At 68.0% G+C, this 14,893-nt stretch carries 14 protein-coding genes; 10 read left to right on the forward strand and 4 right to left on the reverse strand.

Translation table 11 applies throughout. The features are described 5' to 3' along the window. The first annotated feature begins 12 nt into the window (after positions 1-12). A complete protein-coding gene (hisC, locus tag GJV26_RS28115; RefSeq protein WP_155711868.1) occupies positions 13-1,071 on the forward strand; it encodes a histidinol-phosphate transaminase in 1,059 nt (352 codons plus the stop codon). A 31-nt stretch (positions 1,072-1,102) separates the two neighbouring features. Here the strand turns inward: hisC and GJV26_RS28120 are convergent, their stop codons facing one another. Together GJV26_RS28120 and GJV26_RS28125 are read right to left on the reverse strand one after the other, a co-directional pair. Next, positions 1,103-1,606: a GNAT family N-acetyltransferase gene (locus tag GJV26_RS28120; protein ID WP_155711869.1), complete on the reverse strand. Its 504-nt coding sequence runs from the start codon at positions 1,604-1,606 to the stop codon at positions 1,103-1,105. Positions 1,607-1,788: 182 nt separating this feature from the next. Next, complete coding sequence (locus tag GJV26_RS28125; protein ID WP_155711870.1) at positions 1,789-3,495, reverse strand: MFS transporter; 1,707 nt, start codon at positions 3,493-3,495, stop codon at positions 1,789-1,791. A gap of 220 nt (positions 3,496-3,715) precedes the next feature. Here GJV26_RS28125 and GJV26_RS28130 point away from each other — a divergent pair, with 220 nt between their 5' ends. From GJV26_RS28130 to GJV26_RS28145, 4 genes are read left to right on the forward strand one after another with little or no spacing between them, the layout of a single operon-like run. Beyond that, a complete protein-coding gene (locus GJV26_RS28130; protein WP_155711871.1) occupies positions 3,716-4,018 on the forward strand; it encodes a Dabb family protein in 303 nt (100 codons plus the stop codon). A gap of 1 nt (position 4,019) precedes the next feature. Then, positions 4,020-4,799, forward strand: coding sequence for an SDR family oxidoreductase (locus GJV26_RS28135; RefSeq protein ID WP_189441969.1), 780 nt, complete (start codon positions 4,020-4,022; stop codon positions 4,797-4,799). Between the two features lie 13 nt (positions 4,800-4,812). After that, entirely contained in the window at positions 4,813-5,808 is a 996-nt protein-coding gene (locus GJV26_RS28140) for an NADP-dependent oxidoreductase (protein WP_155711872.1), read from the forward strand. Positions 5,809-5,819: 11 nt separating this feature from the next. Then, a complete protein-coding gene (locus GJV26_RS28145; RefSeq protein WP_155712785.1) occupies positions 5,820-6,245 on the forward strand; it encodes a GNAT family N-acetyltransferase in 426 nt (141 codons plus the stop codon). Positions 6,246-6,308: 63 nt separating this feature from the next. On the opposite strand, the gene GJV26_RS28150 is transcribed toward GJV26_RS28145, so the two are convergent. Next, positions 6,309-7,376, reverse strand: a complete 1,068-nt coding sequence (locus tag GJV26_RS28150) for an alpha/beta fold hydrolase (protein WP_155711873.1) — start codon at positions 7,374-7,376, stop codon at positions 6,309-6,311. Between the two features lie 252 nt (positions 7,377-7,628). On the opposite strand from GJV26_RS28150, the gene GJV26_RS28155 reads away from it, so the two are divergent. Further along, positions 7,629-10,598, forward strand: a complete 2,970-nt coding sequence (locus GJV26_RS28155; protein ID WP_155711874.1) for a sensor histidine kinase — start codon at positions 7,629-7,631, stop codon at positions 10,596-10,598. 46 nt (positions 10,599-10,644) lie between these two features. Continuing rightward, the gene (locus tag GJV26_RS28160; RefSeq protein WP_155711875.1) at positions 10,645-11,043 is read left to right on the forward strand and encodes a GFA family protein; all 399 of its coding nucleotides are present in this window, start codon (positions 10,645-10,647) and stop codon (positions 11,041-11,043) included. A 23-nt stretch (positions 11,044-11,066) separates the two neighbouring features. Here the strand turns inward: GJV26_RS28160 and GJV26_RS28165 are convergent, their stop codons facing one another. Then, positions 11,067-11,993, reverse strand: coding sequence for a LysR family transcriptional regulator (locus GJV26_RS28165; RefSeq protein ID WP_155711876.1), 927 nt, complete (start codon positions 11,991-11,993; stop codon positions 11,067-11,069). A gap of 98 nt (positions 11,994-12,091) precedes the next feature. On the opposite strand from GJV26_RS28165, the gene GJV26_RS28170 reads away from it, so the two are divergent. From GJV26_RS28170 to nfsB, 3 genes are read left to right on the forward strand one after another with little or no spacing between them, the layout of a single operon-like run. Continuing rightward, complete coding sequence (locus GJV26_RS28170; protein ID WP_155711877.1) at positions 12,092-13,099, forward strand: zinc-binding alcohol dehydrogenase family protein; 1,008 nt, start codon at positions 12,092-12,094, stop codon at positions 13,097-13,099. A 20-nt stretch (positions 13,100-13,119) separates the two neighbouring features. Beyond that, on the forward strand, positions 13,120-14,214 hold the full coding sequence (locus GJV26_RS28175; RefSeq protein WP_155711878.1) for an L-dopachrome tautomerase-related protein: 1,095 nt from the start codon (positions 13,120-13,122) through the stop codon (positions 14,212-14,214). A 16-nt stretch (positions 14,215-14,230) separates the two neighbouring features. After that, positions 14,231-14,884, forward strand: a complete 654-nt coding sequence (gene nfsB / locus GJV26_RS28180) for an oxygen-insensitive NAD(P)H nitroreductase (protein ID WP_155711879.1) — start codon at positions 14,231-14,233, stop codon at positions 14,882-14,884. Positions 14,885-14,893: the final 9 nt, after the last annotated feature.

The following is a 14,893-nucleotide window of genomic DNA, read 5'->3' on the forward strand; positions in this document are numbered from 1 at the left end:
CGAAAGAGAGCGATGAGCAGATTCTGGAGTTCCGTCGTCCATCGCCTGACCCCGTACATCCCCGGGGAGCAGGTCGATATCCCCGGACTGGTCAAGCTCAACACCAATGAAAATCCGTATGGTCCGTCGCCGCGGGCATTGAGCGCGATGCGCGACGCGGCCGGCGGCGAGCTGCGCAAGTACCCGGACCCGAACGGCAGCGCGCTGAAGGATGCGCTGGCGGCCAGCCATGGCTTGCTGCGCGACCAGGTCTTCGTCGGCAACAGCTCCGACGAGGTGCTGGCCCATGTGTTCCAGGCCTTGCTGAACCACGAATTGCCGTTGCTGTCGCCGGATATCAGCTACAGCTTCTATCCCACGTATTGCAGTCTGTACGGCATCCGTCATCGGGCGGTGCCGCTGAACGCCGACTTCGAGATCGACGTCGACGACTACGACCAGCCGTGCGGCGCCATCATCCTGGCCAATCCGAACGCGCCGACCGGCCACGCGCTATCGCTGTCCCGCATCGAGGCATTGCTGCTGGCGCATCCGGAACAGGTGGTGGTCATCGATGAAGCGTATGTCGACTTCGGAGCGGAGAGTGCCGTGACGCTGGTCGGCCGCCACGACAACCTGCTGGTCGTCCAGACGTTCTCGAAATCGCGTTCGCTGGCCGGCCTGCGGGTCGGCTTCGCGCTCGGGCATGCCGACCTGATCGCCGGGCTGGAACGCGTGAAGAACAGTTTCAACTGCTATCCGCTCGGCCAGGTTGCGCTGGCCGGCGCCGTCGCCGCCGTCGAGGACCGGGTGTATTTCGAGCAGACCCGCGCCGCGATCATCGCGAGCCGTGAGCAGCTGGCGGCGGCGCTCGTCGAATTGGGCTTCCAGGTGCTGCCGTCGAAGGCGAACTTTCTGTTCGTGCGCCACCCGGGGCACGACGCGGCGGGGCTGGCGGCGGGCTTGCGCGAGCGCGCCATCCTGGTGCGCCATTTCCGGCAGCCGCGCATCGACCAGTTCCTGCGGATTTCGATCGGCACCGATGCCGATTGCGGCAAGCTCGTGGCTGCGCTGCGCCACTTGCTGGGGTAACGGGCAGTTCCCTGCGCGACGGCGTGATCCGTCAGGCGAGGGGCAGGCGCATCGCCTGTTCCCGCAGCCCGCTCCGGTTCGCCATCGGCAGCGGAGCGCCCGTTTCCCCGAATCCCAGCCGCTTGTAGAGGCGCACGGCGGGCGTGTCGCCTACCGTTACGCCCAGTTCGACCGCGACGGCGCCGCGCTCGCGCGCCCAGCCGATCGCCTGTGTCAGCAATGCATGGGCGATGCCGCGGCCGCGGTGTTCCGGCGCCACCCACACCTGGTACAGCACGACGATGCCGGCTTCGAGCTGCGCCCACGCCAGCCCGGCCGGCGTGCCGGCCGCCTCGGCGAACAGCGGCAGGTGGTTCGCCGACGCGGTGGTTTCCGCCAGCAAACGCTGCCAGGTGGCGTCGGGCCGGGCCTGGGCATCGGCAAGTGTCGCGGCGAACGCGTCGGGGGAGTCGGCCAGCGCGCGCAGGCGCAGGTCGCGCCATGCGGGCCATTCGTCGGCCGCGAAGGGCCGGATCGTGAGACTGTTGTCGGGCATGCCACATTGTAACGGCGCCGCGAATGGTGTTGTAAAAAATCGGGGCCGTACGGCGATCCGGCTGTCCCCGGTGTCGTATTGCGACCAGCTCGGCAGTGGAGCCTGCGAAAAAAAAGGCCACCCGAAGGTGGCCTCGCAGAAAGCGGCGCCGGTACGCCGCCCGTCATGCAAACCTGCAAGTTTCAGTCGGCCGCGTAGATGTCGCGGTCCTTGGTTTCGCGCACGAACAGTGCGCCGATCACGAACGTCACGAGTGCCACCACGATCGGGTACCACAGGCCGTAGTAGATGTCGCCCTTGAAGGCCACCAGGGCGAATACGGTGGTCGGCAGCAGGCCGCCGAACCAGCCGTTGCCGATGTGGTACGGCAGCGACATCGACGTGTAGCGGATCTTGGTCGGGAACATTTCGACCAGCATCGCCGCGATCGGGCCATACACCATTGTCACGTACAGCACCAGGATGAACAGCAGCAGCACCACCATCGGCTTGTTGATCCGCTCCGGATCGGCCTTCGCCGGGTAGCCTGCCTCGCGGATCGCGCCGGTGACCTGGGCCTTGAAGGCGGTTTCCTGCGCCTTGCTGGCGGCGTCGAAGTTCAGGTTATCGGCCGTCATCGCGGCGTTGAACGATTTCAGTTCCTTGTCCCCCACCTTGATCGTCGCGACGGTGCCGGCCGGCGCATCCTGGCGCGTATAGTTCACCGCGGAGGCCGACAGCACGCTCGTGGCGATGTCGCACGACGACGGGAATTTCTTCGTGCCGGTCGGGTTGAACAGGAAGTGGCAGGATGCCGGATCGGCCACCACCACCACCGGCGAACTGGTCTGCGCGGCCTCCAGCTGCGGGTTGCCGTAGTGCGTCAGGGCCTTGAAGATCGGGAAGTACGTCAGGGCGGCGATCAGGCAGCCGCCCAGGATGATCCACTTGCGGCCGATCTTGTCCGACAGCACGCCCCAGACCACGAAGAACGGCGTGGCCAGCAGCAGCGCGACCGCGATCAGGATGTTCGCCGTGGCCGATTCGATCATCAGCGTCTTTTCCATGAAGAACAATGCGTAGAACTGGCCGGTGTACCACACCACGGCCTGGCCCATCGTCAGGCCGACCAGCGCCAGGATCACGATCTTCAGGTTCTTCCACTCGCCGAACGCCTCGGACAGCGGCGCCTTCGACGTCTTGCCCTCGGCCTTCATCTTGGCGAACGCGGGCGATTCGTTCATCGACATGCGGATCCATACCGAGATCCCCAGCAGCAGCACGGAGACCAGGAACGGGATGCGCCAGCCCCAGGCCTGGAACTCGTCTTCGCCGACGGCCGTGCGGGTGGCCAGGATCACCAGCAGCGACAGGAACAGGCCCATCGTGGCGGTGGTCTGGATCCACGACGTGAACAGGCCGCGCTTGCCTTCCGGCGCATGTTCGGCGACGTAGGTGGCGGCACCGCCGTATTCGCCGCCCAGCGCCAGGCCCTGCAGGATGCGCAGCGTGACGAGGATGATCGGCGCGGCAATGCCGATCGACGCGTGGCCGGGCAGCAGGCCGACGATGAACGTGGACAGGCCCATCAGCAGGATCGTGATCAGGAATGTGTACTTGCGGCCGATCATGTCGCCCAGGCGGCCGAACACGATGGCGCCGAACGGACGCACGATGAAGCCGGCGGCGAACGCCAGCAGCGCGAAAATGAACGTGGTGGTCGGGTCGCCGATGAAGAATTGCTTGGCGATGATCGTCGCCAGCGAGCCGTACAGGTAGAAATCGTACCACTCGAACACCGTACCGAGCGAGGAGGCGAAGATGACCTTCTTTTCCTCCTTGGTCATCGGCGTCGCCTTGCCCTTGCCCCCCAGGTTCCGCGGATCCGCGGTGCCAGATGTGATTGCCATGATGTCGTCTCCTGTTGTCGGTTGTGCCGCCCGGGTGTTTCCCGGTTATTGTCTTGGCAATTCCGAGTGTGGGCGCGGAACCTTACGCGATTCTTGCTTCAAACTTACACGAAGCTTACAGTCGAGAAGCGTCTCCCGGCGCCTCCGGCCGGCCGCTTCCGACGCCGTGCGAAACCCTGTGGTATCCTCCGCCGATTGGCAATCGAACAAGGATGGTGGAATGATCAAGCACATCGTGATGTGGAAATTGAAGGACGAAGCCGAGGGCGCCGACCGTGCCGCCAACGCGCGCAAGGTAAAGGAACTGCTGGACGCCTGCATCGGCATCGTGCCCGGCATGGGCAAGTTCGAGGTCGCGCTGGCGCAGCCTGGCCTGGAAGCCACGTACGACGTGGTGCTGTATTCCGAGTTCGCCGACCGGGAAGCCCTGAACGGCTACCTCGACCACCCGCAGCACGTCGCGCTCAAGCCGTTCATCGCCGCCGTGCGCGAGGGGCGCCAGTGCATAGACTACGAGGTCTGAAGTGACTTCCGTGCGCGAGCTGTTCAGTCTGCAGGGCAAGACCGCCCTGGTGACGGGCGGCTCGCGCGGCCTGGGCCTGCAGATGGCGACGGCGCTGGGCGAGCAGGGCGCCGCCGTGGTCGTCAGTGCGCGCCATGCCGCCGGGCTGGATGACGCCGTGGCCGCGTTGCGGGCCCAGGGCATTGCCGCGCATGCCGTGGTTGCCGACCTGTCCGACCCCGCCGCCGCCGATGCGCTGGCGCTCGCGGCGATCGACAGGCTGGGCCCCATCGACATTCTCGTCAACAACGCCGGCGCCGGCTGGTCCGCGCCGGCCGAGGACACCACGCTCGATGCCTGGGACAAGGTGATGAACCTGAACGTGCGCGGACTCTTCCTGCTGACCCAGGCCGTGGGGCGCCGCTCGATGATCCCGCGCCGCGCCGGCAGCATCATCAACATCGCGTCGATCGCCGGGCTGGCCGGCAATCCGCCCGGGACGATGAAGACGCTGGCCTACAGCACGTCGAAAGGCGCGATCGTCAATTTCACGCGCACGCTGGCCGGCGAGTGGGGAGCCTACGGCATCAACGTGAACGCGATCGCGCCGGGATTCTTCCCGTCGCGGATGACGCACGGTTTATTGAACGACATGGGCGAGCGGCTGGCGGCCGGCGCGCCGCTGGGCCGGCTGGGCGGCGACGAGGACCTGAAAGGTGCCGTCGTGCTGTTCGCTTCCGGCGCCGGCCGGCACATCACGGGCCAGATCCTCGCCATCGATGGCGGCGTTTCCGCCGTCTGAAAGGTTTTACTGCATGAATACGTATCAAAGGATCGTGCTGGCGGCACGTCCCCAAGGCGAAGTCGAGCCCGGCCATTTTCGTCTCGAAGCGGTGCCGGTGCCGGTGTTGCGGGAGGGCGAACTGCTGATCCGCAACCGCTACCTGTCGCTCGACCCTTACATGCGGGGCCGGATGAACGATGCGCGCAGCTACGCCGCGCCGCAGGCGCTCGACGAAACGATGATCGGCGGCACGGTGGGCGAGGTGCTCGCTTCGCGGCACCCGTCGTATGCCGCCGGCGAGCACGTCGTCGCGATGGGCGGCTGGGCCGAGCTGACAGTGTCCGACGGCACCGGCCTGCGCAAGGTCGATCCGGCCGCCGTGCCGCTGTCCGCACACTTGGGCGCCGTCGGCATGCCGGGCATGACGGCCTGGTATGGCCTCAACCGGATTCTCGCACTGCAGCCCGGCCAGACCGTGTGCGTGTCCGCCGCCAGTGGTGCGGTCGGCGGCATCGTCGGGCAACTGGCGAAGCAGCACGGCGTGCGTGCCGTGGGCATCGCCGGCGGCGCGGAGAAATGCGCTTACGTCGTGGACGAGCTCGGCTTCGATGCCTGCGTCGACTACAGGGCCGGCAACCTGCGCGACGCGCTGAAGGCCGCCGCGCCGGACGGCATCGACGGCATCTTCGAGAACGTGGGCGGCGAAGTGTTCGATGCGGCGCTGGCCCGCACCAACCCGTTCGCCCGCGTCGCGCTGTGCGGCATGATCGCCGGCTACAACGGCGAAGACATTCCGATGCGCAACGTGCGCCTGCTGCTGGCGAACCGCATCATGCTGCGTGGCTTCATCGTCACCGAACATCTCGATTGCTGGCCGGAAGGGCTGGCGGAGCTTGGCCGGCTGGTGGCATCGGGGCGGATCAAGTACCGTGAATCGGTGTCGCAGGGCCTGGCGTCCGCACCGGAGGCGTTCATCGGCCTGCTGAAAGGCCGCAATTTCGGCAAGCAGCTCGTGGCGCTGGCGTGAGCGAGGGAATGATGAGTTCGTATTCGATCCGTTACGGCGACTGGGCCACGCTCAGCGCCGATGCGCAGGTGATCCGCATCGCCGTCTTCGTGCAGGAACAGAACGTGCCGCCCGAGCTGGAGATGGACGAGAAGGACGCGGTCTGCCTGCATGCCGTCGCCTATGACGCGGCCGGTACGCCGGTCGGCACCGGCCGGCTGCTGCCCGACGGGCATATCGGCCGCATGGCCGTCATGAAGGGCGCGCGTGGTACCGGCATCGGCGGCGCTTTGCTGCGCGGGCTGATGGCGCATGCGCGCGAGCGGGGCCATCCGGACGTGGTGCTGTCCGCGCAAACACACGCGGCGCCGTTCTACCTGGCCCATGGGTTCGAGCAGGTCGGCGACACGTTCCACGAGGCCGGGATCCCGCACGTCGAGATGCGGCACGTGTTCTGACGGGAAGGCTGCAGCGCCGGGCCGGCATCCGATCCGGCGCCCGCACCCGGCTGGCCGACGCCGTCAGACCCACCTGCCCACGTCCAGGATCGCCTGCGCGAACGCGCCTGGTGCCTCCTGCGGCAGGTTGTGCCCGATGCCGCCGGCCAGATGCCGGTGTTCGTACCTGCCGGTGAACTTCTTCGCATAGTTCGCCGGATCCGGGTGCGGCGCCCCGTTCGCATCGCCTTCCATCGTGATCGTCGGCACGCCGACGTCGGGAAATGCCGCCAGTCGGCGCTCCAGGTTGTCATACCGGCTCTCGCCCGGGGCGAGGCCCAGGCGCCACCGGTAGTTGCTGACCGAGATGGCGACGTGGTCCGGATTGTCCAGCGACCGGGCCGAGCGGGCGAATGTCGCGTCGTCGAACCGCCACCGCGGCGATGCCAGTTCCCAGATCAGCCGCGCGAACGCATGCGTATTTTCGCGGTAGCCGAGTTCGCCGCGCGGCGTCGCGAAATAATACTGGTACCACCATTGCAGCTCCACCTTCGGCGCCAGCGGCTTGCGGTTCAGTTCCTGGCTGCCGATCAGGTAGCCGCTGACCGAGACCAGCGCAACGAAGCGCCGCGGCCACAGCGCGGCCAGCGTGGTGGCGATCCGCGCACCCCAGTCGAATCCGGCGACGATGGCCCGGTCGATCTTCAACGCATCCAGGAACGCCACCGCATCCGCGGTGAAGCTTGCCTGCTGGCCGTTGCGCGGTGTGTCTGACGACAGGAACCGGGTCGTGCCATAGCCGCGCAGGTGGGGAACGATCACGCGGTAACCGGCGGCGGCGAGGATCGGCGCCACGTCGACGAAGGCGTGGATGTCGTAGGGCCACCCATGGAACAGTACCACCGGCGTGCCGTCGGCGGGTCCGGCGTCGACATAGCCCACGTCCAGCAGCCCGGCACGGATCTGGCGGATGACCGGGAACGTATTGCCGGCCGTTGTCATGGCCGGTGTCCTAGCCCGATTCATGCCGGCTGTGGCCGTTGCCGCCTCAACTGCGTCGGCGCTGCCGGCGATGCCCAGCTGGGCCGCGGCGATGCCCGATACGATGGTGCCGAGAATATTCCTGCGCTGGTGGTTGACTGGTGTGTTCATGGTGTTCTCCCGGAGTGGACATTGGACGTGGCTGGATGCGGCTGCCTTGTCGGCCATGCCATTGAACGACGGCGACGTATCCGGGCTTTGTCGCCAACCGGGTCGCGTGAAAGCCTGTGTGTATGGGACGACGTGGATACGTTGCGATACATGGCAAGGCCGTCGGCGTTACCCGGCCATACCCCTTCCGGGTGAGTACGGACCACCACGGCGCCTGTACACTTGCCTGCTGTCAATATTTTCCGGATCACCATGAACCTGACCCGCGTGCTTGCTGCGGCATTGTGCTGGCTGGCGGCGGCCCAGGCGTGCGCGGCGGCGGACGGCCGGACTTTCGAACGCCGCCGCTGGTCGCAGGCCGATGGCGCGCCGCAAACGGCGGTCGCGCTGGCGCAAACCGACGACGGCCTGCTGTGGTTCGGTACCGCTGCCGGGATGTACACCTTCGATGGCGTGCGTTTCGAACGGACCGGTGCCGTGTACCGCGGCCAGCTGCGCTCCGATAACATCGCCTGCATGCAGGCGCTGCCCGGCGGCCTCGCGGTCGGCTATGTGTTCGGGGGCATGAGCCTGTTCTCGAAGACCGGCGTCACGCATTACCTGCCGGGCAGGGAGTTGCCGGGCGGCTCGATCACCGCGCTGGCGACGGACAGCCGCGGCACCGTGTATGCCGGCACCAGCACCGGCGTGATGCGCCTGCGCGAGGGCCGCTGGGAGGCCGTTGGCGCCGGGTCCGCGCCGGCGGAGTCGCCGATGTATGTCAGCGTCGACAGCGACGACACTGTCTGGGCGGTCTTCAATTACTCCTACCAGTCGGACTACAGCTATTACGCGATGCCGCGCGGATCGCGGCACTTCCGGCGCGTGTTCGGTGCGCCGATGGCCGGCACCACGAAGATCGGCGGCCGCCAGGTCGTCATGTTGCCCGGCGACCGGTATGTCGAGCTGGCGGCCGGTGCGCCGCCGAGAAGACTGGCGCTGCACAAGCCTCGGCTGTACGACGACCTGCTGCTCGGCGGCCCCGCCGGCACGCTGTGGACCTCGCGCGAGGATGGCTTCGTACGGCTGGCCCGGCGCGCCGACGGCGTGCTCGAACCGGCCGAGACCTTCGACCGCCCGGCCGGCATGGCGCGCTACACGACCGCCAGCCTGCTCGACCGCGAAGGCAACCTGTGGGTGGCGACGCTCGATGGCGTGGAGCGCTATCGCCGCCATCGCCTGTCGCGCCTGTCAGGCAGCGGCAGCGGGGTCAACTGGCTGGCCATGCCCGGGCTGGGCGATGAAGTCTGGTATGGCCCGGCCAACGGTCCGCTGATGCGGCTGGCCGCCGACGGCAGCAGTCGCCCGACCGGCCTGGCAAGCGCCAACGCCGTGCTGCGCGCGGCACCGGATCATGTGTGGGTGGCCACCAGCGATGCGCTGTGGGAATGGCATGGCGCCAGGCGCATCCGGCACGCGCTGCCCGGTGCCGACAAGTGGGGTGTCGAGGTGCAGGCGCTGGCCATGGACGGCCAGGACCGCCTGCTGGCATCGCTGATCCGCAAAGGGTTGTGGCGTTTCGAAGATGGCCGGTGGACGCGGGACGACCGCACGCGCGGCATTCCCGACCCGACGCCGATCAGCATGCTGACCACGGCACAAGGCCGTACCTGGCTCGGTTTCACGAACGGCCGGCTCGGCGAACTGACCGCCACCGGCATACGCCTGTGGCCGGCGCCACTGCCGACCGGCAATGTACTGAGCATGCTGGAGTATCGCGGCCGCCTGTTCGTCGGCGGCGAGCGCGGCGTGTCCTGGCTCGACGGCGACCGCGCCCGCCCGCTGCTGCTGCGGCAGTCCGGGGCCATGCTCGGCGTGGCCGGCATGGTCGCGGACAGTCGTGGCAACCTCTGGCTGCACGGGCTGGACGGATTGCACCGCATCGCGGCCGCTGCGCTGGCCGGCGCATTCGTTGCGCCGGGCGACCCGGTCGATGGGGAACTGTTCAATTTCGAAGACGGCCTGCGCGGCCAGGTCGGGCAAATGCGCCCGCTGCCCGCGCTCGCGGCGGCGCGGGGCCGCATCTGGTTCGCCACTGTGGCCCAGGCAGGCTGGCTCGACCCGCTGGCGATCCCGCGCAACCCGCGCGCGCCGGATGTGCTGATCCGCTCGCTGCATGCCGGCGGCCGTGATTACCCGGCCGTCGACGGGGTGAAACTGCCGGAGCGCACCACCTCGCTCGATGTCGCGTTCACGGCCACCGCGCTGTCGATCCCCGAACGCGCCCGGCTGCGCTACCGGCTCGATGGCGTCGATGCCGGCTGGCGCGACGTGCAGCACGAGCGGTCGGCCAGCTACACCAACCTGGCGCCCGGCAGCTACCGCTTCCACGTCATCGCCGCCAACGAGGATGGGGTGTGGAACGCCGCGGGAGCGGTACTCCGGTTCGACATCGCGCCGGCGCTCTGGCAAACGGCGTGGTTCCGCGTGCTGTGCGTAGTGGCTGGACTGGCGGTCATGGCCTTGCTGTACCGCTGGCGCCTGGCCATCGCGGCGCGCCGCGCCACCGAGCGTGCCACCGCCCGGATGGAAGAGCGCGAGCGGATCGCCCGATCGCTGCATGACACGCTGCTGCAGGCCGTTCAGGGGATGGTGCTGCGCTTCCAGGCGGAAGTGTGGCGGATGCCGCCCGAATCGCCGTCCGCCGCGGCGCTGGACGCGGCACTGAGCGATGCGGACCGCCTGATCGCCAGCACCCGCGACGAAGTAATGGCCCTGCGCCGCGTACCGCAGGCCGCCGAGCTGCTCGACGAATTGCGCGCAGCCGTGGCCACGCTGGCGCCGGGGTCGGACCACCTGCTGCATTTCGCGCTGCAAGGCGAACCGCGACGGTTGCGTGGCGAGACCGCCGGGGAGATCTTCTGCGCGCTGCGCGAAGCGGCCGTCAACAGCGTGCGGCACGCGCGGGCCGGCCGCATCGCCGTCGAACTGCGCTTCCTGCCGCGCGTGCTGGAGGCCAGTGTCACCGACGATGGCATCGGAATCGAGCGCAAGGTGGCGCAGTCCGGCCGGTCGGGGCACTTCGGCATCGTCGGCATGCGCGAGCGGATCGGGCACCTGGGCGGGCGCATCGCCGTGACGCCGGCGCCGGGCGGCGGCACCGTCGTGCGCATCAGGATTCCGGCGCGCGCCGCGTACGAAGCCGGACCACGGCCGCGCTGGCGCGGATGGCTGCCGTGGTGAACGCGGTCAGCCTGTATCATCTGACGATGACATCAGGAGATCGACGATGAAAACGTATCACGGCAGTTGCCATTGCGGCGCGGTGCGCTTCGAAGCCGATATCGACCTGAACGCCGGCACGCTGCGGTGCAACTGCTCGATCTGCGTGAAAGCGCGGTTCTGGCCGGCCATCGTCAAGCCCGGGGCGTTCCGGCTGCTTGCCGGCGAGGGGGAGCTGACGCGTTACCAGTTCCATACCAAAACGGACCAGCATCTGTTTTGCCGGTACTGCGGGGTCCGTTCGTTCGGCATTGGACGGTCGCCGAGGTGGGGAGACTTCTATGCGGTCAATGTCACGTGCCTCGACGACGCCTCGGCCGAAGAGCTGGCGAACGCGCCGATCACCTATCTGGATGGCAAGAATGACAACTGGGAAACGCCGCCATCGGAGGTGCGCCACCTTTGAAGCCCGGCTGGCCCCGATGTCCGCTACGGGGGCGCACCGAGCTCCGCGCAGCGCTGCGCGAGCAGCGCGTGCAATTGCCGCACGGCCGGAGAGAATTGCCGCCGGTGCGGGCAGATCAGCTGCAGCGGCGCCGCCTCGCCCGGTTGTTCCGGCAGCACGACGGCCAGCCGTCCGGCGCCCACGTCGGCGCTGACATCGAGCCACGATTTGTAGGCGATGCCTTCGCCGGCGATGGCCCAGCGCCGCACCACGTCCGCGTCGTCACTGGCCAGCGGGCCGCTCACCCGCACGGTGCGGCGGCCTCGCCCGGGCGGCAGCGCGCCTTGCTCCACCGGAAAACCCCACTTGTCGTACAGGCGTCCTCCCATGTGCCACAACAGGCACGAATGCCGCGGCAGGTCGTCGAGCGACTGCGGCACGCCGCACTGTTCCAGGTAGGCCGGCGACGCCACCAGCACGCGCCGGTTGTCCGGGGCAACGGGCAGGGCGACGAAGCTGGCATCATCGACGCTCCCGTAGCGCAGCGCGATATCGACCGGATCGCGGAACACGTCCGTCACCTGGTCGGAAAACTGCACGCGCAATTCCAGGTTCGGATGCTGGCGCCGGAACGCGGTCAGCCACGGCAGCAGGAGGTTGCGGCCGAAATCGGACGGCGCGGCGATCTGCAGCGTGCCGGCGAGCGTCTCGTCGCCGCGGCGCAGTTCGTCGCGGCCGTTGCGCAGCAGGTCGATCACCTCCTTCGCATAAGGCAGGTAGCGTTCGCCTTCGTCGGTCAGCCGCAGGCTGCGCGTGGAGCGGGCGAACAGCCGGCTATCCAGGTCGCGCTCGAGCCGCATGATGGCGGCGCTCACCTGGCCCGGCAGCAGGTTCGCTTCGCGGGCGGCCTTGGTGAAGCTGCCGCAGGCGGCGGTGCGGACAAACAGGGCCAAGTCGTCGAATCGAACCATTTTCATTCCGGGAGAGAAAGTGCTACCCGATTATAGGGGTTTTTCACTTGCCACCCGCGCCATATGATGAGCTCAACGTAACCCAACCGGAGAACAGCATGAAAGCGATTGTCTACACCCAGCACGGCCTGCCGATCGACGACCCCACGTCGCTGGTCGACATGGACTTGCCCGATCCGGCGCCGGGACCGCGCGACCTGCTGGTGCGCGTGCATGCCGTATCGGTCAACCCGGTCGACACGAAGGTGCGCCGCGGCGCGGCCGTCACGGCGCCGCGCGTGGTGGGCTGGGATGCCGCCGGCATCGTCGAGGCGGTGGGCAGCGACGTTACCGCGTTCAAGCCGGGCGACGAAGTGTATTACGCGGGCTCCCTGACGCGCCCCGGCTCGTACAGCGAACTGCACGTCGTGGACGAGCGCATCGTCGGCCACAAGCCGGCAACGCTGGCCTTTGCCGATGCCGCGGCGTTGCCGCTGACCTCGCTGACGGCCTGGGAACTGCTGTTCGACCGCCTGAAGGTGCCGGAAGGAGGCGGGCAAGGGCGCACGCTGCTGGTCATCGGCGCTTCGGGCGGAGTCGGCTCGATCCTGACCCAGCTCGCCGGCAAGCTGACCGGCCTCACCGTGATCGGTACCGCGTCGCGCGCCGAGACGGGCGACTGGGTGCGCGCGCTGGGCGCCCACCACGTGATCGACCATTCCAGGCCGATGAAGGCGCAGTTGCAGGAGCTCGGCTTCGAGTACGCGGACATCGTCATCAGCCTCACGCACACCGACCAGCACTACGAAGACATCGTCGACATCCTCGCGCCGCAGGGCCAGTTCGCGCTGATCGACGATCCGGCCACGCTCGATGCGATGCCCCTGAAGCGCAAGAGCATCTCGCTGCACTGGGAGCTGATGTTCACCCGCTCGATGTACGAGACGGCCGACATGGCGCGCCAGCGCGACATCCTCGACCGCGTGGCGGCGCTGGTCGACAGCGGCACATTGAAGACGACCGTCGGCGAGCATCTCGGCAGGATCGATGCGGCCAACCTGCGCCGCGCCCACGCGATCGTCGAGAGCAACAAGGCCCGCGGCAAGCTCGTGCTGGCCGGCTTCTGACGGCAGGCGGGAGAGGAAACATGAAAGCATCGATACTCGTTGCAGCCGCCGTTCTTGCGCTGAACGGCGCCGCCGTCCACGCGGCTGACGGCATCCCGACCGTCGGCAAGCTCGAACGGGTGGCTACGTTCGGCGGCGCGATGCCCACCGGCGTCGCGGTCACCGAAGGGGGCCGCATCTTCGTCAACTTCCCGCGCTGGGGCGACGACGTGGCATCTTCCGTGGCCGAGCTGCGCGACGGCAAGCCGGTACCGTATCCGGCGGCGGCCGATCCGTTCATCAGCGTGCAGAGCGTGGTCGCCGACGGGCGCGGCCGGGTCTGGATCCTCGACACGGCGGCGCCCAAGTTCTCGGCCCCGCAGCCGGGCGGCGCGAAGCTCGTCGCGGTGGACCTGGCCACCGACAAGGTCGTGAAGACGATCGTGTTCGCGCCGGATGCGGTACTGCCCACCACGTATGTCAACGACGTGCGCTTCGATTTCCGCGCAGGCAAGGAAGGCGTGGCCTACATCACCGACTCGTCGCTGTCCGGTCCCGGTGCGATCATCGTGCTCGACCTGGCGACCGGCAAGGCGGTGCGGCGCCTGGACGGCCACCCGTCGACGTCGCCGGAGGCCGGTTTCGTGCCCGCGGTCGACGGCAAGCCGATGCCGGCTTCCTTCAAGGTGGCATCCGACGGCATCGCGTTGTCGCCCGACGGCGCGACGCTGTATTATTGCGCGCTGTCGAGCCGCCGCCTGTATGCCGTGCCCACGAAGCTGCTGCGCGATCCGGGCGTGTCCGAAGCGGCGCTGGCGCTGGCCGTGCGCGATCTCGGCGCCAAGGGAGCCTCGGACGGCCTGGAAGCCGATGCCGGCGGTGCCGTGTACGCTGGCGACTACGAACACAATGCGATCAGGAAGCTCGCCGCGGGCGGCACCACGTGGCAGACCATCGCCCAGGCACCGAACCTGTCGTGGCCCGACACGTTCTCGATCGGACCGGACGGCTACCTGTACGTGATCGCCAACCAGCTGCACCGCCAGGCCGGCTTCAACGACGGCCGCGACCTGCGGCGCAAACCCTACGAGCTGCTGCGCGTCAAGATCGACGCGCGGCCGGCACCCACCAAGTGAACCAAGGAGAAACAACATGGATATCGTCGCCAAGGCGCGCCAGCGCTACACCGTCAAGTCGTACGACCGCGAACGTAAAATCCCGGCGGAAATCGTCGGCCAGCTGCGCGAACTGCTGCGCCTCGCGCCCTCGTCGGTGAACTCGCAGCCGTGGCACTTCGTGGTCGCTTCCACGCCGGAAGGCAAGGAGCGCATCGCGAAGGCCGCCGATGCGGGCTTCCAGTACAACGCCGCGAAAATCCGCGATGCCTCGCACGTGATCGTGCTGGCCACGAAGGTGGCACCGGACGAGGCGCAGCTGGCCGCCGTGCTGGAACAGGAAGCGAAGGACGGCCGTTTCGTCAACGATGCGGCCAGGACATCGCAGAACGCCGGCCGCATGTCGTACACGAACCTGCACCGCTTCACGCAGAAGGATGTGCCGTACTGGTATGAAAAGCAGACCTACATCGCGCTGGGCAACCTGCTGCAGGGCGCCGCGCTGCTGGACGTGGGGGCCACGCCGATGGAGGGGTTCAATGCCGAGGTGCTGGACAAGGAACTGGGCCTGCGCGACAAGGGCTTCGCGGCCACCGTGATCGTCTCGCTGGGCTACAGCAGCGCCGAGGACTTCAATGCGAAGCTGCCGAAATCCCGGCTGCCGGCGGAGCAAGTGTTCACTGACATCTGATGCCGCGAT

It is taken from the genome of Pseudoduganella dura, from assembly GCF_009727155.1.
In the GTDB taxonomy this organism is placed as follows: Bacteria; Pseudomonadota; Gammaproteobacteria; order Burkholderiales; family Burkholderiaceae_D; genus Rugamonas; species Rugamonas dura.